This window comes from Gemella sp. 27098_8_149 (assembly GCF_041433745.1).
GTDB lineage: Bacteria > Bacillota > Bacilli > Staphylococcales > Gemellaceae > Gemella.
The window spans coordinates 26,960-48,540 of the sequence record NZ_JAPWCB010000004.1; the positions used below are offsets into that span (position 1 = coordinate 26,960).

Annotated in this window: 20 protein-coding genes; 15 read left to right on the forward strand and 5 right to left on the reverse strand. The window is 30.8% G+C overall.

Going from position 1 to position 21,581, the window contains the following annotated elements; translation table 11 throughout:
* Positions 1-879, reverse strand: coding sequence for an iron uptake system protein EfeO (gene efeO, locus O3801_RS02875; RefSeq protein WP_294681553.1), 879 nt, complete (start codon positions 877-879; stop codon positions 1-3).
* Between the two features lie 395 nt (positions 880-1,274).
* Here efeO and O3801_RS02880 point away from each other — a divergent pair, with 395 nt between their 5' ends.
* From O3801_RS02880 to O3801_RS02905, 6 genes are all read left to right on the forward strand, one after another.
* On the forward strand, positions 1,275-1,976 hold the full coding sequence (locus O3801_RS02880; RefSeq protein WP_314548173.1) for a nicotinamide mononucleotide transporter family protein: 702 nt from the start codon (positions 1,275-1,277) through the stop codon (positions 1,974-1,976).
* A gap of 323 nt (positions 1,977-2,299) precedes the next feature.
* Entirely contained in the window at positions 2,300-3,226 is a 927-nt protein-coding gene (locus O3801_RS02885; protein WP_371454020.1) for a helix-turn-helix transcriptional regulator, read from the forward strand.
* Positions 3,227-3,386: 160 nt separating this feature from the next.
* Positions 3,387-5,126 carry a hypothetical protein gene (locus O3801_RS02890; RefSeq protein WP_371454021.1) on the forward strand — a complete coding sequence of 580 codons (1,740 nt, stop codon included), beginning with the start codon at positions 3,387-3,389 and terminating at the stop codon, positions 5,124-5,126.
* A gap of 27 nt (positions 5,127-5,153) precedes the next feature.
* A complete protein-coding gene (locus O3801_RS02895) occupies positions 5,154-6,032 on the forward strand; it encodes a DNA polymerase III subunit gamma/tau (protein ID WP_371454022.1) in 879 nt (292 codons plus the stop codon).
* Positions 6,033-6,108: 76 nt separating this feature from the next.
* Positions 6,109-6,531, forward strand: a complete 423-nt coding sequence (locus tag O3801_RS02900) for a hypothetical protein (RefSeq protein WP_371454023.1) — start codon at positions 6,109-6,111, stop codon at positions 6,529-6,531.
* A gap of 87 nt (positions 6,532-6,618) precedes the next feature.
* Positions 6,619-7,557, forward strand: a complete 939-nt coding sequence (locus tag O3801_RS02905; RefSeq protein ID WP_371454024.1) for a hypothetical protein — start codon at positions 6,619-6,621, stop codon at positions 7,555-7,557.
* A 53-nt stretch (positions 7,558-7,610) separates the two neighbouring features.
* Here O3801_RS02905 and O3801_RS02910 read toward each other — a convergent pair whose 3' ends face one another.
* Together O3801_RS02910 and O3801_RS02915 are read right to left on the reverse strand one after the other, a co-directional pair.
* Entirely contained in the window at positions 7,611-8,345 is a 735-nt protein-coding gene (locus tag O3801_RS02910) for an HAD family hydrolase (protein WP_371454025.1), read from the reverse strand.
* A 72-nt stretch (positions 8,346-8,417) separates the two neighbouring features.
* Entirely contained in the window at positions 8,418-10,109 is a 1,692-nt protein-coding gene (locus O3801_RS02915; protein WP_371454026.1) for a M3 family oligoendopeptidase, read from the reverse strand.
* A gap of 256 nt (positions 10,110-10,365) precedes the next feature.
* On the opposite strand from O3801_RS02915, the gene def reads away from it, so the two are divergent.
* Both def and O3801_RS02925 read left to right on the forward strand, forming a co-directional pair.
* A complete protein-coding gene (gene def, locus O3801_RS02920) occupies positions 10,366-10,920 on the forward strand; it encodes a peptide deformylase (protein WP_060913508.1) in 555 nt (184 codons plus the stop codon).
* Positions 10,921-11,017: 97 nt separating this feature from the next.
* On the forward strand, positions 11,018-11,452 hold the full coding sequence (locus O3801_RS02925) for a YehR family lipoprotein (RefSeq protein ID WP_371454027.1): 435 nt from the start codon (positions 11,018-11,020) through the stop codon (positions 11,450-11,452).
* Positions 11,453-11,495: 43 nt separating this feature from the next.
* On the opposite strand, the gene prfB is transcribed toward O3801_RS02925, so the two are convergent.
* Together prfB and O3801_RS02935 are read right to left on the reverse strand one after the other, a co-directional pair.
* Positions 11,496-12,614 carry a peptide chain release factor 2 gene (gene prfB / locus O3801_RS02930; RefSeq protein WP_371454028.1) on the reverse strand — a complete coding sequence of 373 codons (1,119 nt, stop codon included), beginning with the start codon at positions 12,612-12,614 and terminating at the stop codon, positions 11,496-11,498.
* A 158-nt stretch (positions 12,615-12,772) separates the two neighbouring features.
* Positions 12,773-13,216, reverse strand: a complete 444-nt coding sequence (locus O3801_RS02935) for a DUF1307 domain-containing protein (RefSeq protein ID WP_371454029.1) — start codon at positions 13,214-13,216, stop codon at positions 12,773-12,775.
* A gap of 281 nt (positions 13,217-13,497) precedes the next feature.
* Here O3801_RS02935 and hrcA point away from each other — a divergent pair, with 281 nt between their 5' ends.
* From hrcA to O3801_RS02970, 7 genes are all read left to right on the forward strand, one after another.
* Positions 13,498-14,511 carry a heat-inducible transcriptional repressor HrcA gene (gene hrcA / locus O3801_RS02940; protein ID WP_371454030.1) on the forward strand — a complete coding sequence of 338 codons (1,014 nt, stop codon included), beginning with the start codon at positions 13,498-13,500 and terminating at the stop codon, positions 14,509-14,511.
* Between the two features lie 13 nt (positions 14,512-14,524).
* Positions 14,525-15,097: a nucleotide exchange factor GrpE gene (gene grpE / locus O3801_RS02945; protein ID WP_003143977.1), complete on the forward strand. Its 573-nt coding sequence runs from the start codon at positions 14,525-14,527 to the stop codon at positions 15,095-15,097.
* A 170-nt stretch (positions 15,098-15,267) separates the two neighbouring features.
* Complete coding sequence (dnaK, locus tag O3801_RS02950) at positions 15,268-17,091, forward strand: molecular chaperone DnaK (RefSeq protein WP_314090694.1); 1,824 nt, start codon at positions 15,268-15,270, stop codon at positions 17,089-17,091.
* Between the two features lie 76 nt (positions 17,092-17,167).
* Positions 17,168-18,319, forward strand: a complete 1,152-nt coding sequence (dnaJ, locus tag O3801_RS02955) for a molecular chaperone DnaJ (RefSeq protein WP_371454031.1) — start codon at positions 17,168-17,170, stop codon at positions 18,317-18,319.
* A 276-nt stretch (positions 18,320-18,595) separates the two neighbouring features.
* Complete coding sequence (locus O3801_RS02960; RefSeq protein WP_314090700.1) at positions 18,596-19,543, forward strand: HD domain-containing protein; 948 nt, start codon at positions 18,596-18,598, stop codon at positions 19,541-19,543.
* A 16-nt stretch (positions 19,544-19,559) separates the two neighbouring features.
* Positions 19,560-20,621, forward strand: a complete 1,062-nt coding sequence (locus O3801_RS02965) for a hypothetical protein (RefSeq protein WP_371454032.1) — start codon at positions 19,560-19,562, stop codon at positions 20,619-20,621.
* 91 nt (positions 20,622-20,712) lie between these two features.
* Entirely contained in the window at positions 20,713-21,573 is an 861-nt protein-coding gene (locus O3801_RS02970) for a S66 family peptidase (RefSeq protein ID WP_371454033.1), read from the forward strand.
* Positions 21,574-21,581: the final 8 nt, after the last annotated feature.

Below are 21,581 nucleotides of genomic sequence, written 5' to 3' on the forward strand. Positions count from 1 at the left end.
TTACTTAGCCTCTTCGTCTAAAATTACACCCATTTGAGAAAGTGGTTCTCCTAATTTTGTTACTGCTTCAGAAAGTTCTTTAGTATTTTCTTTAGTTAAGTCAGTGTATAGTTTGTAGTGTTTTTCATCAGTTTTATATTTGTCTAATAAGCTGTTTATTGTAGCGAATTTTTCAGTTAAATCCTTAGCTAATTTACTATCTTTTTTCTCGATTAAAGGTTTGAAAATCTTAAAGATTTCTTCAGCACCTTCGATGTTAGCTTTAAAGTCGTATAGGTCAGTGTGAGAGTAAATTTCTTCTTCTCCTGTGATTTTTTGTGTTGCAACTTCGTTAAGTAAGTCAACAGCTCCAGTTACCATTAAATCAGGAGTAACTTCAACAGTAGCGACTTTAGCTTTTAATTCTTTAATGTCTTTTACTAGTTGGTCTGCGTATTCTTCAGTACCTTTAGTAGTATTTTGTTCCCACATAATTTTTTCGATTCGGTGGAATCCACGCCATCCTTCTTCTGTTTTGTTTTCTTCTAGGTAGTCAGCAAGACGGAAGTCGATATTCACATCTAGTTCACCAAAACTTTCTGCGATTGGCTCTGAACGCTCATAAGCCATACGAATTACAGGATATTGTTTTTTAGCTTCTTCAAGATTTCCAGCTTTAATAGTTTCAGCGAATTTTTCAGTATCTTTAAGTAGAGTATCTACTTGGTTTTCTACGAATTTTTTATAAAGCTCAGTAGCTTGTTTAAGTTGTTCTTTTGTACCTTTAGATGTATCAACTTGAGCAGTTTTGTTTTCTTCTTTTTTATCAGTTTTAGCAGCACATCCGCTAATAACGATAGTACCAGCCATAAGGGCCATAAATAATTTATTTTTCTTCATTAATAAATATACTCACTTTCATGTTTTATCTACTATAAATTATAATCATTATCAGTTAGAAAGTAAAGTGATAAGAAACAAATTGATATAAAAAGAAAAGTTTTACATGGTGAATAAAATAGTTATAAGGAAACTAAATAATACAATTTCTTTTTTTATGCATCAGATAAAAGTTTAAGATAAAGGATAATGGTGTATTTAATTTTTAAAAATATATTTATATTATATAATAATAAAGCGAAAATACGGAAATTTATTGATTGAAAGTGAAAAATGTTTGATGTATAATGAAGGTAGATTTTTAGTAAGCGATATAAAAAAGCTACTAAGAACCTAAAAAATTAAGATTGCATTAATTTAATGCGATACTTTTAAAAAAAGGAATAAAAGGCTTTATGAAACAAAAATTAAAAATATTCGCAACATCAAAATGGTTTGATTTACTAGGGGTTGTTTTAGTAATTGGTATTGCTATCGCATCAGGTTACTTAGCGACGAGATTAGATAAATTCGTTGATTGGGGGCCATGGACTGCACTTGTGCCATTTGGACTTATTTCTGTAATTAACGTTGGTATCTCAATGTTATCTACAAGATTTACAGGAAAATTAAGTAAACTTGGTAACTACTTAGGTATTATTAATGCTGTATTATCGGGAGTTATTGATTATATCTTAGGTAACAAAGCGGCGATTATCACATATCCTGTAACATTTTTAATCTATTTGGGTGCGATCTATGTATGGAATAAATCTACAGATAAGCCAAATACAATGTCAAAAGCAAAATTATATACAGTTTTAACAGCAATTGCGATTCTTTCATTTGTATTCTCATATGCAACAAACTACATTGGATATCATGGTAAGATGAGTACTCTTGCATATATAACTACAATTGCATTTGCATTCTCATTAATGGGTAATGGATTAAATACATTTAAGCTAACGACACAATGGCCATTCTGGTTACTATATAATATTGTTCAACTTACAAAAGCAGTAGTTCAAGGAAACTTCGCTAATGTTGGTAAATATATTTTCTATATCATTAATAGTGTTGGAGCACTATTTGTTTGGAAAGATTCTGAAGAATAAAATAAACTACAATTATATATTTAAAGCTGTTGACAACTGTACAAAGATGCAGGAGTCAACAGTTTTTTTATTTGATAATAACATTTAGAATTAGATTATTAGTGGTAATTTGAAATGAAAAGACTGAAATTGTATTTAGAATAAAAAAAAAAAATCATTTTTTAAAACAATGGACAAAATATGTCTAATTGTCAATGTAAAATATGTTTATAAAACAGTTATTATTATTAAACAATCATAAGAAAATAGATTGAAAGTGAATATTTAATAATGTATAATGAAAAATAAGACTTTAAGCGGTTGATGAGGAAGAGGCGAATAATTTGAGTGATTCAAGAGATAAGAAGTTTCGTGGATTAGAAATATACGATAGACTTAGACGAGGCGAAAGGCTGGTAAAAGAAGACTTAGCTAATGAATATGGAGTTTCTCTGAAAACTATTCAAAGAGATATTGATGAATTGCGTGATTATCTTTTTGAGAAGAAAGAAGAGATTGGAGAATTTGAAATAATAGTAAAGAACAAAGAGTATATTTATACAGCTGTTAGCGAAAGTGATAATACTCTTACTCAACAGGATATCTTGGCGTTAAGTAAGATTTTATTAGAAAGTAGAGCATTTAATAAAAAAGAGATGTCTTTATTACTAAAGAAATTACAGAATCAATTAAGTCGTGAAAGTAAGATACATGTAAGAGAGTTGATTAATAATGAAGATTATTATTACACTGAACTTCAACATGGAAAAGATTTACTAGAGGTATTGTGGAGTCTGTCGAATGTAATTAGAGAAACAAGAGTTATAACCTTTGATTATACTAGAATGGATAAGAAACAAACTAAAAAAGAAGTACGCCCTATTTCTATTATGTTCTCAGAATTTTATTTTTATTTAATAGCTTATGGAATAACTAGTGAAGAAGATGTACCACTAGTCTTTCGAATAGATAGAATGAGTAATATTAAATATAAAGATGAAACTTTCTATATTCCATATAGAGATAGATTTGAGGACGGAGAATTTCGTAAGAGAATCCAGTTCATGTACGGAGGAAAACTAAAGAAATTTACTTTTGAGTTTAGCGGTCCATCGCTTGAAGCAATGTTAGACAGATTACCAACAGCAAAGGTCATAAAATCAGAAGATAAAGTTCATACGATTGTGGCAGAAAGCTATGGTGATGGAATAAAGATGTGGCTAAATAGCCAAGGAGACAATGTAAAAATAATAGAAGAGAGGGAGGTATAGGGATGAATAAACTAGTTAGAATTTTAATGAGTAAATCAGTAAAAAGGGTAATGAATCCAAATGATAAAAATGGAATTGTTTTTAGTGGAAAGGTACTGAAAATGATTAAAAAATATTTTTAAAATATTATTCGATATAGTATTTATTGAGGTGAATATATATGGCAAAAGAACTACTTTTTAATGATATTGAATTACAAGAAGTGTTAAGAAATGAAAAAATACATTCAGAATTTAATAAAGAAGAGTTATTATCTTCTTTAAAAAAAGAAATTAAAACAAATTTAATAACTCAATTTGGTCTTAGTTGGTATTTTGATGCTTTTGAACGAGGTGGTGGAGTTGATACACTACATAATGCTGAGGTATTTGATAAAGAAAGGGATTTGAGAAAAAATAATTCTAATTATGAATCTCCAGTTTCAACTAAGTTACAAAATATTATGAAAAATAGAGAAAAGTACGATGGAAAAAAATACCATAAAGGTAATACTAGTTATGATGAAAAAAGAAACGATTTTAAAAACAGCCAAAAAAAAGGTGAATTAATCGATGGATATAGTGGAGAAAAACTGATAGGGAAGTTTGATGTGGAACACATTAATTCTAGTTACAATATGCATTACTCATCTAGAGAAGTTTTGGCTGCAGGAGGTAAGCATAAAACTCAAGAAGAGATTACAAAAAAAATTATTGATAGAGCGAATTCGGATGACAATTTGATTGCTACAGATTATAGGATAAATAGAGCAAAAAAAGAAAAATCAGCAAGTGAATATGTAAAATGGGCAGATGATAAAATAAAAAAATTAGAAGATAAAAAGAAAAAAGCGATTGAACGAGGAGAAAGTAAAGAAAAGATAAATAAAATTGATGAGGAAATTGAAAAGAAAAAATTACATAATAAAGAAATTATGTTAAAAGCAGAAAAAGATAACAAAAAAAAATTAAATAGAAGTGCAGCGCTAGAATATTATAAGAGTAAAGAATTTAAGAAGGAATTATTAAAAAATAGTTCCAAACAAGCAAAAACTCAAGCAATAAAGCAGGCAACAGGAATATTAATATATGAAGTTTCAGATGTGTTTATACTATCATTGGGAGAAGTTATAAAATCATGGAAATCTTATAACTCTTTAAATGCTTGTATAAATGATCTGAAATATAAGGTTATAGAAAGAATAAATAATATTAAAAGTCGGCTAAGTGAAATAATAAAACAAGTAGGAGAAAATTTTATTTCGGGTGGAGTTTCAGGATTTATATCTGCAATTCTAAATACACTTATTAATATGATAACCACTACTACTAAAAAGTTTGCAAAATTATTGAATGACATATTACATGGATTAGTAAGAGCAACAAAAATTTTGATGACAACAAGTATACCTAAAGAAGAGAGATATAAACAAGCATTAAAAATATTTACAACGATAGTGGGGACTTCAATAGGGGTTGTTGTATCAGAAGTTATAATGAAACAATTCTTGAGTATACTTCCAGAGAGTATTAAAGAATCAGTAAAATCAGTTATAGAAATTTTTATTGTAGGTAGTATATCGATTGTTATGTTATATACGGCGTTAAATATTGGTGTAATATTCAAAAAAATTGTTCAATCAATAAAAACAACAATTGTGTACGCAATGGTGTCGATAGAGACGTTAGAAAAAAATTACAATGAAGCAATAGAAAAGATAGAAGAAGTATATACAAAGTGGTTGCATCAAATTAAAGATAATTATAAAAAAGAAAATGAATTACAAATGTTACTTATAGATATGTCTTTAACAGCAAATGAGACATTGAATATTAGTGTAGAGTATGCAAGGAAAAATAATTTAAAAGAAAATCAGATATTAAAAAATTTAGAAGAGATTAACATTTATTTTGAAAAATAATATTAAAATTAAAAGGAGTATAATACAATGTTAGGATTTGGAGATAAAAAAAAGGCAAAAATAAAATTTGAAGAAGAAGTAAAAAGTTATGATGAGACTGTCATGAATTTAAATAAAAAAATAGATTGGTTACATTATGAAAAAGAAAGAACTTATTATGTATTAAAAAATGTGGAAACATATCTTAATATGTTAAAAAATACACCAGAAAAAATGATACTAGAATTTAATTCAGCAAAATTAGAAATTAGTACTTTTGAAAAAGAAATAGATGTAATTAAAAAAGAATTAGAAAAAATAGAATTTAGTGCAGTTACTTCTGGAGCAAAAACTGCAGCAGCAGGGGTTGCTGCTGGAACAACAGTAGTAGGTTTTGCTCCTAGTGCGGCTATGGCAGTTGCAACTACATTTGGAACTGCCTCGACAGGAGCAGCTATTTCAAGTTTGTCAGGAGCAGCAGCTACTAATGCAGCACTTGCTTGGTTAGGTGGGGGTGCATTGGTTGCCGGCGGCGGTGGGACTGCAGCTGGAACAGCGCTTTTAGCACTTGCAGGACCTATAGGATGGGCTATAGGAGGAACAGGACTAATTTTTAGCGGTTTATCAATAAATGGAAAGAATAAACAAGCTGTAGAAAAATATAATGAAGAAGTGACAAATATAAGAAAAGAAATAGTAAAATTGAAATTAATATCAGCTGAAATAGATAGAGTAGGTAGTGGATTACAAACAGATAGAGATATTTTAAAGTCAAAATTATCTTTAGCTCAAGATACATATCCAAAAAATTATGATGAGATGAATAATGATCAGAGATTATATTTAGGGGCAATAGTTAACCAATTAAGGGTAACATCTAAGAAGATAAATGAAAAAATAGAAGTAGAGAATATTGTAAAAGATTAATCTATATTTAAAAAAATTTTTCCCACATTCTGTCCAACCTCTTTAATATACTAAGTATATTAAGGAGGTTTTTTATATGGATACAATTAATTTTACTACTTTAACTAATGTAGAAAGGATACTTTTAACAGCTGATTTTGACTATTATCTAAAAAAGAATAATTCTAATATTCCTAAAATAAAAAATGAGATAAATAAACTACTAAAAGGAAAGGAATTATCAGTTTTAGATCGTATAAATTATAGAATTTCATTTAGTTATGATTGTGACATATATTTTAGGGAAGAGTACTTAAAAATTTTCTCTATAAAAAGGTTTTATAAGTTTTTTGGTTATAAGATATACTACAAAAATATTGTAGGATTAGATTATAATCATAATAAAAAAGAATGTACTATTAAATATTTTAATAAAGGAAGAGTATATGAATTAAAATTTTCTGCATATATAGAGCAATATAAGCTATTATCAAACTTATATAAAAATATTGTATGTTAATTTACTTCTAGCAAAATATGATTTTCTATGAGATAATAATTTTATAAACCACAGAATTGGGGTATTTTATATTAGAGGAGAATATATATGAAAAAAAGTATTGCTATATTTTCTAGTGTTATTGTTGCACTCATTATTTGTGCTACAGCTTATTATTTTATGTTTGGTAGTGGAAAAGATAAGAAGGTAAAAGAAGAATATCAAAAATATGTTGATATGATTAATATCAGTCATGATTTTGAAACTGGAGCAAAAGGCTTAGAGACTCTAACTACTGATGTTGCACAGAAGGTTATTCCTACTATCAAAACTGATATTAAGGTTGCGAAAGAGGTAAGGAATACATCTATTAGTTTAAATGATAAAAAAATTGATGAAGCAAAGGGTAGTTTAGACCGTGCTAAAAAGCTTGATACTAATTCAAATTTTTCAGCTGCTATAAATTGGTTAAATTCTGATATTGAAAACTATAAGAGAGCAGAAGAAGAGATAAAAAATATTAAATTAGATGTGAACTTTAACAAGGATCTTTCTCAAATATTAGAAAAATATAAGTTCAATAATAATAGTCTAAAACAATTATTAAGTGATGTAGGGAATAAACTTTATGATAAAGCTCAAGAAGCGGCACAAAAGGCTAAGGAACTTGCAGAAAAAGCAAGAGAGTTTGAGCGTAAGAAAAAAAGATCTGATGTCGAATTAGGTGGTCCAAATCCTGCGTTATTAAATGATAGTAATTCATTGCCTGCAGATGCTCAAGGAATAGGTGGAGCAACAAGTGAAGAAGGAGCGAGAAAAATGAGCTCTGACCTTGTTAACAGATATAAAGGGTATCTTCTAAAAAAATATAATGGAGAAAAAATTGAATGGTCTGTAAATGGCAAGAGCTTCAAACTTATTAAGGAAGATGGAAGTAAGATAACTTTTACTACTCAACCTCAGCTTTATAAAAAAGTAGGAAATAGATTGGTTTCTGGAGTTAATCTTAATAGTGAAGAAGGTTCTGAATTCCTATACAATACATAGAATTAATAAAAAACTCAAGGTACGACATAATGTCAATTACCTTGAGTTTTTTATTATATTTCTACAATATCTATATTAGCTTTAGTTTTATATATAACGTCTTTACGTTCAATAAGAATTGTAGCTTTTTCAGATAGTTCTTTATTTTCTTTGATTTTACTTAGTAATTCACGACTCGGATTCATGGCTACCGGATTTCCAACACGTCTTAACATGTTGTAATCACCATTGGTATCTCCATATGCGTAAGATTGATCAAGATCTATGTTATATTCTTCAACTAATCTATCGATAGTTTTGTTTTTACTATCTGCATCCCACATTGGAACTACTTCACCTGTGAATTTTTCATCTTCTATTATATATTTACTACCTATAGCTAAAAATGCATGATGCTTTTTACCCATCGCTTCTACAAGGTAGTCAGGACTTCCCGAAATGAAGATAATTAAGTGTCCATTTTTCTTATGTTTTTCTATAATATCTCGTGTGAATTTATAGACACGATCAGCTTTAAGTTTCATTACTTGTTCAGTCGCGAAGTCGATATATTTTTTATGAAGACCTGTAATTGCTTGTACATATGCTTCAGACACACCGAAAAGGTAGTTATCATAGTCTTCAAATCTCTTATCCCAGTTAATGTAACTATCTTTTACACCATTTAACCAATATTTTTCGTCTACAACTTCGTATTTTATTAATTTTTTAAAATGTTCTGTCATTAGAGAATCTCTATAAAGAGTTCCGTCAATATCAAAAAATGCTGCTATCTTTTTTTCTTTCATATTTTATCCTCCTAATATTAAAAAATTTACTTCTATAAAGTTAAAGACGAGATTTACTCGCCTTTAACTTTACTAGAATTTTGTTGCATCGACAGAGTCAATGTATTTTCTAAGTTCTGGAACAATATTAGAAATAGTTCCATCTTCGAATGGATTTTCTAAGTTAGCTTCTTTAACTAACTCTAAGAATGGTTTAGTTCCACCAAGCTTACATAGGTGAAGGTATTCTTTCCATGCATTTTCTCTATTTTCGTTAGCTTTTTTCCAGAATTGGAAGGCGCAAACTTGAGCAAGAGTGTAGTCGATGTAGTAGAATGGAGCACCGAATAAGTGACCTTGTCTATAGAAGAATAAACCTTCATCAAGTTCTGGAATATCTTCATAGTAACGAGATGGTAAGTATTTTCTTTCTATTTCTAACCATTTCATACGACGTTCTTTTGGAGTTAGTTCAGGATTTTCGTATACTTCGTGTTGGAATTCATCAACTGTAACACCATATGGTAAGAATTTGATTGATGTTGCCATGTGGTAGTATTTGAATTTCTCTGTTTCATCTTTGAAGAATAGGTTCATCCAAGGCCAAGTTAAGAATTCCATACTCATTGAGTGGATTTCACAAGCTTCGTATGTTGGCCATACATAATCTGGCATATGATGTCTACTTTGGAAAACTTGGAAAGCATGACCAGCTTCATGTGTCAATACTGTAACGTCATGAGGTGTTTGGTTAAAGTTAGCGAAGATAAACGGTGCTTTGTAATTTGGAATAAAGGTACAGTAACCACCACCAGCTTTTCCTGGTTTTGTGTCTAAGTCTAATAAGTTATTTTCAGTCATAAATGTGAAGAATTCATCAGTTTCAGGTGATAATTCTTTATACATTGTTTTTGCATAATCAACAAGTGTTGGGCGATCTCCTTTTGGAGTAGGGTTACCTGATTTGAATGTTACACCTTCATCGTGGAATGAAAGTTTTTCAAGGCCTAGGCGGTTAGCTTGAGCTTTTTTAAGTTCTTCAACAACAGGCACGATTTCCTCAAAAATTTGTTTTCTGTAGTTTGCTACGTCTTTTGCATTGTAGTCTGTTCTACGTAAGCGTAGGTAAGCAACTTCTACGAAGTTTTCGAAACCAAGTTTTTTTGCGATACGAGTACGAACTTTAATCATACGGTCATAGATGCTATCGTATTGTTCTAAGTTTTCTTTAAAGAATCTAGCAACAGCTTGGTTTGCTAATAGACGAGTTTCACGATTAGCGTCTTGTGTATACTTAGCCATCCCACTTAAGTTGTGTTCTCCACCATCGAATGGAATTTTAGCACTTGAAGTTAGTTTTGTATATTCTGAAGAAAGTTTGTTCTCTTCTTTTAAATCTTCAATAATTTCATCGCTAAATACTTTTAGAGAAGTTTCGATTAGATTGAAATAATGTTCCCCAATTTCTTTTTTTAGTTCTTCTTTGAATTTTGAATTGAACATAGCTTCATCGAATTTGCTGTATAGAGAGTCTAACTCAGGGCCAAACTCATCCCAAAATTCTTGTTCAGCTTCATAGAATTTATCAGTTGTGTCAATTGTTACACGAATCTCTGATAATTGTGCCATTGTACTTACGTTATCACGAAGTTCATTATATTCCTTGAAAATTTCTAGTGTCTCTTTAGCGCTATTTGCAGAGTTTAGTCTTTCCACTAATGCTGCTAATTGTTCTTTTAATTGATCTGTATTTGGTCTTGTATATTGGTAATTTTCAAAAGTCATAATACACCCTCCTAAAAATTTATTTATAAATTATCAATAATACTATGATAACATGAAATAAATAAAAATACAAAAATAACTTTCAGAAAATTCAAAAATAAAGATAGAAAATTAACGGAATATTTTATGTAAAACAAAACTCTTAAAAAAATGTCATGTAGGAAACTTTGACCTTTGACATTCTATGATATTTATGAAATAATTATGTATGTACGAAGATACCGTAATAAATAATTAGAAATAAAGGAGAAAAGATTTGATTACTACTAAAGATATAATTATTGATCCACATGCAACGCTTAGAGCACGTGCTGAAGAAGTAAAAAGTCCTATCTCAGACGAAGATAAAGCTATTTTACGTGGATTATTAGAGTATGTTATTGCTTCACAAGATGATGAAAAAGCAGAAAAATTAGGACTAAAACCTGGAATAGGGTTAGCTGCACCGCAAATCAACGTTTCAAAAAGAATGATAGCTGTACACATTCCAGATGAGGAATTCCCAGAAGATACTGTTTCTTATGCACTATACAATCCAAAAATCATCTCAAATTCAGCTGCAAAATGTTACTTAGCTGGTGGAGAAGGGTGTTTATCTGTAGATAAAGATATTAAAGGATATGTTCCTCGTTATTCAAAAATTAAAGTAGTTGGTTATAATGAAAATGATGAGAAAGTTACTTTAACTTTAACAGACTTACCAGCAATTTGTTTCCAACACGAAATAGATCATTTAAATGGAGTTATGTTCTACGATCATATTAATAAAGAAAATCCATTTGATGTTCCAGCAGAATACGAAAAACTATAATAACAAAGAGCGATACAAATTTGTATCGTTTTTTTGTTTTTATTGGTTTTAAACTGTGGTATAATATTGTTATCTAAAGGATAGGAGAGTTTATAAAATGAAAAAGATATTACAAATTATATCAGTTTTTTTATTAGTATTTTTAGTAGGATGTTCTGAAAAAGAAGGTAGTAAGGTCTATGTTAAGAAACAACCTGGTGTACAAATGGAAATTACACTTTATTATAAAGGTGATGTTGTAACAAGACAAACAGCAAAAAATATTATTACTTATTCTGAATTAGGACTAACTAAAGAAACCTTTAAAAAACAAGCGGAGAAACTAGGAGAAAAGTTCAAAGGTATAAAAGGTTTAGAAGACAAGGTTGATTATCAAGATAATTTTGCTATAGAAACTGTAACGGTTGATTATTCTATCGCAAATGTCCATGAATTATCAGGATTACCAGGTGTAGGCTTAGGAAATGAAAAAGTAAGTCTGAAGAAAACAGAAGAAAAACTTATAGAAGAAAGATTTGATGAGAAAAAATAAAAAATAATAGACCTATCGAGTATTTGCTCGAAAGGTCTATTTTCTATAATATCTCTTTTTCTTTCATATTGTAATGTAGATAAGCATCGATAAAATCAATAATTTCACCATCCATTACTTTATCTACTGTAGATACTTCATAGTTTGTTCTATGATCTTTTACCATTGTGTATGGAGTAAATACATAAGAACGAATTTGTGATCCCCAGCCGATATCCTTTTGTTCACCACGAATCGCTGCTAATTCTTTTTCTTTTTCTTCTAGTTCAAGTTGATGCAGCTTAGATTTTAAGTTTTTCATCGCGGCATCTTTATTTTGTATTTGACTACGTTCAGATTGTGATTGAACGACAATACCAGTAGGAAGGTGAGTGATACGAACTGCTGAATCTGTAGTATTAATATGTTGACCACCCGCACCTTGAGCTCGATAAGTATCAATTTTTAAGTCTTCATTATTAATTTCGATATTAATTTCATCATCATTAAATTCTGGAATAACATCTATAGAAGCAAATGATGTATGTCTTTTTCCCGATGGGTCAAAAGGAGAGATACGAACAACTCGGTGAACACCTTTTTCTCCTTTCAATAATCCATATGCAAAGTCACCTTCAATTTTTATAGTTGCTGATTTAACACCAGTGATATCACCAGACTGATAGTTTAAGTAGCTGTATTTTAATCCTTGTTTTGTAAAAAATCGCTCATACATACGTAACATTAATTCTGACCAGTCGGTTGCATCAGTTCCTCCAGCTCCGGCATGTATTTCTAAAATAGCGCTGTTGTTATCATATTCTTCTGAGAATAATAATCTAAAGCTAAAATCTTCAACGCTTGATTTAAGATTGACTACTGTTTTTAGTAAATCTTGATAAATTTCTTCGTCATCTTCATCTTTTAAAAAGTCAACCATTTCTTCAGAGTGCTCTAAATAGTCTATCATTTCACTAAATTCATCAAGTTCTTTTTTTATACTTTTTGATTCCGTAACTAGTAGACTAGCTGCTTCGCTATCATTCCAAAAATCAGCTTCTAGCATCATATTTTCAATTTCAGCAACTCGTTCAGTTTTATCTTCTATTTTTAATGAAGTTTTAAATTCCGTTATTCTTTTGTTAATTTCTTCGAGTTCTTTTCTAAGTTCAATAAGTTCCAAAATTTTTACCTCTATTAACTTCTTTCGTTTACTTATTATACAAGAATTTTACTGAAGATACAAGGAAGGTAGGAGAAATCACGCTATATTTTACAAGAAAAAAGTGTTCATCAGCTAGAACTTTAAATCTAGCTGATGAACACTTTATTTATAAGATATTATTTTTTCTCTATAGCACCATTTTTCTTAAGGTTTTCTTCTATGTAGCTTAATTTTCTTTCTTCATCTAAAGAAGATGTTTTGAAATGCAAGCGATCTTTATCTTTTTCGAAGTTTATTTTAGTAAAATCTAAATCCCAAGTTATAACTACTTTTCCATCTTTCTTTTCAATAGTGTAAGAAAGTCCATCGATATCTTTATTCTCTTGGTCGATAGATGTCTTTATACTATTGTAGGCTGCTTCTTCATCAGTTCCTAGGTCAGTGATATTAGAAATAGTTTTTAATCTATTAACAACCTCTCCTTTATAAGTTAATGTTGTTTCATTTTCTTGATTATTTCCATATTTTGTAGTAAATACTTTTGTTTTTTCACTACTGCATGCTGTTAGTATAAGTAGGGAAGATAAAACTATAGTGCAAAGTCTAAATATTTTCTTCATTATAAAAAACTCCTTTTCTATTGATTAACATTTATTATATCATAAGTGATGAAAATTTTTGAAGGGTTTTATTATTATTTATTTGTTTCAATATATACTTTTTAAGACTCATTTAAACTTGGTATTGTAAGGTTTTTCTTACATCGAAAACAGAAAGGTCAAAAAAAGTCAAAAATAATTTAAAAAAGCTATTGACTTATTTTGACCTTAATGATATTATTATATATGTGATTAGCAGTCGGATACTTAGAGTGCTAAAACACAAAATTGGAGAATAGGTGATGACGATGTTAATAGATAGACAAGTACTCATTCTTCAATCTATAGTCGAAAATTTTATTACGACTAATCAACCTGTAGGTTCTAAGCAAATTGCTCAAAATATTGATTTCAGTTCGGCAACGATAAGAAATGATATGAGTAAATTAGAAAAAGAAGGGTTGATTAAAAAGACTCATATTTCATCAGGTAGAGTACCTTCGGAAAAAGGTTATCGCTATTATGTAGATTTCATAAAAAAAGATTATGAATTATCAAATAGTGAGAATGAAAAACTAAAACAACTCTCTGGTGGTGATATAGTATCGGAAAATAACTATCTAGAAAAGAATGCAATAGTCCTATCAGACTTAACGGATTGTACGGCGGTCATATTAGCCCCGACAAAAACGGATAGGCGCATTAATAAGATAGAGGTTATTCTTCTAAGTAGTCGTAGTATTCTCGTTATTTTAGTAACAAACATAGGAGAAGTATTCCAACAAAACTATAAACTTGATGCGGATTTCACTGCAGAGGATATAGGAGAGATTAATAAACTTCTTCAAAGTTACTTCTATGATGTGGATATGGCAACAGCTCACGTAATGATTCACGGTGAGTTAGAAAAATATCTAAAGAATAAAGTTAACAACTATGATATGATAGTGGTAGCTTTAAATAGATTGTTGCAGAATAAAATTAAAAAGACTGTAGCATTAGGGGGTAAGTACAATTTACTTAAACAACCCGATATTGACAATGTAGAAAAATTAAAAGAAGTAGTATCGCTCTTAGAAGATGATAAGATAGTCGAGCTTCTAGATAATAATGAAGTAACAGACAAACCATCTATTAAAATAGGAACTGAGCTTAAGCTTGGGAATATAGATGACCTTTCATTAGTGTCTAGTAGTTATAACACATCTAAAGGTCAAGGTGTAATAGCCGTATTTGGACCAAAGAGAATGGACTATTCAAAAATCATGACACTTATAGCTTGTGTTCGTGATAATTTAAATAATAATTTAAAATAATTAGGAGGTAGAGATGGCTACTGAAGAACAAAAAGAAACTCTACAAGAAGAAGTAACGACAGAAGAAACTGTTGAAACTGAAGAAACGACAGATTTAAAAGAAGAAGTAGTTGAAAAAACTGCAGAAGAGTTATTACAAGAGCAAATTGAAAAACTGCAAGAAGAAGTAAAAGCGTCAGAAGACAAATACTTACGACTTTACGCAGAGTTTGAAAACTTTAAACGACGTAAAAATCAAGAAATTGACACTATAAATGCTTATAAGAGTCAAAAAGTTATTACAGAAATCTTACCAAGTTTAGATAACTTAGAACGTGCTTTACAAGTTGAGTCAACTAATGAAGAAGTGCAAACAGTTCTAAAAGGTGTACAAATGGTATACGAAGGATTACAAGCAGCGCTTAAATCAGAAGGTGTTGAACTAGTAGAAACTGAAAATGCACAGTTCGATCCAAACTTCCACCACGCAGTAATGCAAGGGGAAGAAAGTGATAAAGAAAGCGGAGTAATCTTAGATACATTCCAAAAAGGTTACAAACTAAAAGATAGAGTAATCAGACCAGCAATGGTGAAAGTAAACTCATAGTAGCTATACCTAAAACGAAAAGTTTGGTATTTAGCTACTGCGAAGAATATTTTCAGTGTAAAACTGAAAAGTATTTAAAAAAGTAATATAAGACTTTGTTAGAGTGAAATAATCATTTTAACAAATAAATTTGAAAATATAGTTATTATAAATTTAAGGAGGACAAGAATATGTCAAAAATTATAGGTATCGACTTAGGAACAACTAACTCATGTGTATCAGTATTAGAAGGTGGGGAAGCTAAAGTAATCCCTAATCCAGAAGGTAACAGAACTACACCTTCTGTAGTAGCATTCAAAGGTGATGAAATTCAAGTAGGGGAAGTAGCAAAACGTCAAGCAATCACTAACCCTAATACAGTAATTTCTATCAAACGTCACATGGGTACAGATTACAAAGAAGACGTAAATGGTAAAAAATACTCACCACAAGAAATTTCAGCAATGATTTTACAAAACTTAAAAGCAACTGCTGAAGCTTACTTAGGTGAAAAAGTAACTAAAGCTGTTATTACAGTACCAGCTTACTTCAATGACGCTCAACGTCAAGCAACTAAAGATGCTGGTAAAATCGCTGGATTAGAAGTAGAACGTATTATCAACGAACCTACTGCAGCAGCATTAGCATACGGATTAGAAAAAACAGATGTAGATCAAAAAGTATTAGTATTTGACCTAGGTGGTGGTACTTTTGACGTATCTATCTTAGAATTAGGAGATGGAGTATTCGAAGTATTAGCTACATCAGGAGATAACTTATTAGGTGGGGATGACTTCGACCAAGCTATTATCGACTACCTTGTAGAAGAATTCAAAAAAGAACAAGCTATCGACTTATCTCAAGATAAAATGGCAATGCAACGTCTTAAAGATGCAGCAGAAAAAGCTAAAAAAGACTTATCTGGTGTAACTTCAACTCAAATTTCATTACCATTCATCTCAGCTGGAGCTAACGGACCAGTTCACTTAGAAAACACATTAACTCGTGCTAAATTTGATGAACTTACTCACAGCTTAGTAGAAAGAACATTAATCCCAACTCGTCAAGCTCTTAAAGATGCTGGATTAAACCCAAGTGAAATCGATCAAGTAATCTTAGTTGGTGGATCTACACGTATCCCAGCCGTACAAGAAGCTGTTAAAAAAGAAATGGGTAAAGAGCCTCATAAAGGAGTAAACCCTGATGAAGTAGTAGCTATGGGTGCTGCTATCCAAGGTGGAGTAATTACAGGTGACGTTAAAGACGTTGTATTACTAGACGTAACTCCATTATCATTAGGTATTGAAACAATGGGATCAGTTATGACAGTATTAATTCCAAGAAATACTACAATCCCAACTTCTAAATCACAAGTATTCTCTACAGCTGCAGATAACCAACCAGCAGTAGATATCCACGTATTACAAGGTGAACGCCCAATGGCATCTGATAACAAAACTCTTGGAAGATTCCAACTTTCAGATATACCACCAGCACCACGTGGAGTACCTCAAATCGAAGTTACATTCGATATCGACAAAAACGGTATTGTAAATGTTACTGCTAAAGATCTTGGAACTCAAAAACAACAAAAAATCACTATTGAATCAAGTAGTTCATTGACTGATGCTGATATTGATAGAATGGTTAAAGAAGCAGAAGCTAACGCAGATGCAGATGCTAAACGTAAAGAAGAAGCTGATGTACGTAACGAAGCTGACCAACTTTCATTCCAAGCAGATAAAGCATTAGAAGAAGCTAAAGATAAAGTAGACCAAAGCTTATTAGATAATATTAAAGCTAAAAACGATACATTAAAAGAAGCTATTAAAAACAATAATTTAGAAGAAATTAAATCTGCTAAAGATGAATTAAACAAAGCTGTTCAAGAAATGACTATGAAACTTTACGAACAAGCTAATGCTGCGGCAGGAGCTCAAGGTGCGGACGCAGGAGCAACTTCATCAAACAACGATGATGATACAATCGATGCAGACTTCACTGAGAAAAAATAATTAAATAAAAAGTCCAAGGGCTGGTAGCGTTATGCGCTAGCCCTTTGTTAAATAATTAATTATAGGAGAGATTAAGATGGCTAAAAGAGATTATTATGAGGTGCTTGGCGTAAGTAAAAGCGCAAGTGCAGCTGAAATTAAAAAAGCATATCGTAAATTATCAAAACAATATCACCCAGATATCAACAAAGAGCCAGGTGCAGAAGATAAATTCAAAGAGATTTCTGAAGCATATGAAGTACTGAGTGACGATACTAAAAAAGCTCAATATGATCAATTTGGTCACGCAGCGTTTGAAGGTGGAGCAGGTCAAGGTGGATTTGGCGGCTTCGGCGGAGGCTTCTCTGGATTCTCAGGTGGTTTTGATGACCTTGGGGATATTTTCTCAAGTTTCTTCGGAGGTGGGGGAGCGCGTCGTAATCCGAACGCACCTCGTCAAGGAGAAGACTTATTACACCGTATTCGCATAAGTTTTGAGGATGCTGTATTCGGTACGAAAAAAACTATCAAACTTCGTAAGGATGTAGAATGTGATCACTGTCACGGAAGTGGTGCAAAAGATTCTTCATCTGTAAATACTTGTCACAGATGTAACGGTAGTGGACAAGAAGCCGTAATTCAAGATACTCCATTCGGACGCATGCAAAGTCAACGTACATGTTCAGAATGTCAAGGACGCGGTAAAATTATTAAAGATAAATGTGCTCACTGTTTTGGTAAAGGATATAATAACCGTGAAGTAGAGTACGAGGTTGAGATTCCAGAAGGAATTAGCTCAGGACAACGCGTTCGTCTTCGTGGTAAAGGTGGTGCAGGAGAAAATGGTGGTCCAGCAGGTGACTTATTCATAGAGGTAATCGTTGCTGAAGATTCATATTTCCACAGAGAAGGTGATGATATCTATACAGAATTGAAACTTTCTCCAGCACAGGCTGCCCTTGGTACAAAACTTGATGTTCGTACTTTAACAGGTGAGATTGAATTGAACGTCCCAGCAGGAACACAGCACGGACGTAAATTCCGTTTAGCAGGTAAAGGGGTTAAGAGTGTAATGGGGCATGGTCAAGGAGATCACTTTATCGTGGTATCTATTGAAATTCCTAAAAACTTATCGACAAAAGAGCGAGAGTTATATCTGGAACTTGCAAAATTAAATAATGAGAAAGTTGAAGAAGATGAAAGCTTTTTAGACAAAGTTAGTAGAAAAGCAAAAGATCTTTTTGACTAATAAAGATAAAGAAGACATAAATTATAAAAAAGTGTATATAAAAATTCATAGATACAGTGGTTTATTAATATAAAATCTTGTTTTATAAAAGTATCATAGATGTCTAATAAATTTTTTTGGAGTGACTCTAAAAAAATCGATTTCTTAGAAATTACGATTTTTGAGTCACTCTTTTTTGTTTTGTTAAGTAATCTACCATATTTATTTGAATTTTTTTGTAATACAAAGTAAAATATAAGATGGATATAAAATATACTAGAAAGAAGGAGTGAGGAAATGTTCATAAACGAATTTAAAGCTGATCAAGAAATTAGTATGTTTTTATTATTGGATAATGTTATTCGTGGAGTAGCGTCAAGTGGGAAGCCATATTTAACACTTTATCTAAAAGATAAAACAGGTAGTATTGATGGTAAGATTTGGGAAGTTAAAGATGAAGATAGTGAAAATTTAAAAACTGGTAAGATGATCCACGTAGAAGGGACTTTACTAGATTATCGAGGTAAGCTTCAGTTAAAAATAAAAAATTATAGAATGGCAACTGATAGTGATAATATAGATATTCAAGATTATATTCAAACAGCACCGGTTCCAAAAGAGGTAATGATAAATGAATTAAATTACTTCTTAAAAGAAATTGGGAATGATAATTTAAGAACGGTGACTATTGAACTATTAAATAAATATAAAAGTCAATTTATTAGTTATCCTGCAGCTAAATCAATGCACCATGATTTTTATTCAGGTTTGATTTATCATACGACAACGATGTTAAAAATTGCGAAAGCTTTAGTAGCTATTTATCCATCACTAAATAAAGATTTATTATACAGTGGAATTATTTTACACGATTTAGGAAAAACTGTCGAGTTAAGCGGACCTGTAGGAACATCTTATACATTAGAGGGAGAACTTCTGGGGCATATTGTTATTATGAGTGATGAAGTAGCTCGAATGGCTGACAAATTAGGAATTGAAGCTGAAGAGATTACTCTGTTAAGACATATGATTCTAGCTCACCATGGTAAATATGAATTTGGTTCTCCGAAATTACCAATGATAAAAGAAGCGGAGATTATTAATTTTATAGATAACATTGATGCTAGAATGATGATGTTTGAGAAAAACTTAGCGAATGTAGAACCAGGAACATTTAGTGATAAATTATTCGGTCTAGAAGGAAGACACTTCTATGTTCCAACGTTCGATAGAGAAAACAATTAAGGAAAAGAGAAAATATATGAATAAAGGAATAAAGTATATATTAGGTTTTGCAGCGATATTTGTTGCAGCAGTAATATGTGTATTTGGAATTATTAAATACGAAGAAATGCATGAAAATTCTACTTCTAATAATAGTGAAAATTTAGGAAGTGCTGATGGTAAAAAATTAGATAAGGAAACAACGATAATTATTGAGAAGATATCTTCTTTAAATGATATTGATGCACTTAATTCAGAGTTGCACCTATCACAATCAGTTGTTGATATACTTAAAAAGTATGCACCATCTGTTTATTATACGGTTGATAATAGTGAAGGTTATGATAAAATTTATTTCCGTTTAGGTGGATATTTAGCAGATCGCAAGGTCAATGGAATTAATGAAATTATTGGTTCTTATAAAATAGATGATGGAAAATTAACATCAACAGGTGATGATTTAGGTAAAGTAGGTTCTAAAATCAATGATGGGGATTTAACATGGAAACAACTTAACTTAAATAATAAAGTTCACGATAAAGATGCTGCAAAAGCTGTAGCCGATAAATTCTTCGCTGTTGGTCTTGGAGGAGGAGTAGATAGTATGTTAGGTATTTTTGCATATTCTTCTGATTTTAGTAAACATATCACTGACGCTCAGTTAGGACTTACAGTTGTTCCAATGTCATTAGCTGAAATCACTGATATGTATAATGCAGCAACTCCAGATACATATAGTGCAGATCAAGTTTATAAAAAAGTGCCAACACTAAAACAAGCTAAGTACAGAGAAATAGATGATAGTTACAAAGGAAATGAATCTAAGTATAATAAGTCTATAGGTAACGCAGAAGTTCTTTACTTCAAGAAAGATAAGATGTATCTTGCTGCATTTGGAGGAATTGGTGGAGCTAGTGGAATTGCTCTAACAACTCCAGATAAATGGATTGAAGAAGGAGATAGAATAATAATCCCATTAATAAATAATTTTGAAGGTGGGAAAATTAAAGGGAAAATGGTTCTTCGATTAAATAATAAAGTATATGAAGGTGGACAAAGCCGTTCTAAATACTACATCGAAAGTCGAACAAATAATTAATATTAAAAAAATAAATGGAAAGATGGGATTTATTCCTGTCTTTTCATATATATATTAAAATAATCTTTATAATGAGGAAAATTAGTAAGGTATGATATTAAATAGAAATGACAAGATAGCGTTAGTAGTATGTTCAAATGGAAAAAATATTGAAGATAAAGACAGATTAGAAAAATTAGAAAGTATTTTAGTAGAGATGGGTTTAGTACCTATCTTTACCAAATATATATACAAAGATAAGTTTGGACGCGGAGCAAAAGCACAAGTTCGAGCTGAGGAGTTAATGTCCTTTTATAAAAATAAAGAAATAAAAGCAATTTTTGATATTTCTGGTGGGGATATTGCAAATGAAGTATTAGATTATTTAGATTATGATGTAATAAAAAGAAATTATAAACCCTTCTTTGGTTATAGTGATTTAACGACAATTTTAAATGCTTTGGGAAGCCAAACAAATGAAGTGAATTACTTGTATCAAATACTAAACATTATTGAGAGTACAGTAATCAGAGATAGCTTTAAAAATACTTTTATGAAAAATGAACAGACTCTATTAGAGGTAAAATGGAAATTTCTACAAGGTAGCAGTATAGAAGGTGAAATAATCGGAGGGAATATTAGATGTTTCTTGAAATTGGCTGGAATAAAGTATTTTCCAGAAGCGGAAAATAAAGTGTTGTTTATAGAAGGATTAGGAACTTCTATTGAGGGATTGGTTACACATCTTGCACAGTTAAAGCAGATTGGAGTTTTTGATAAAATTTCAGGGTTATTAATAGGAACTTTTACAAAAATTGAAAAAGAAATCTCTGAAGAGGAACTATTTAAACTTGTCCAAGACTATATACCGTCTTCTTTACCAGTAGCTAAAACACAAGAAATCGGGCACGCAAAAAACTCTAAAGCACTAAAAATTGGAGAGAAAATACATATTAAAAATGAGTTGATCTAGGAGATCAA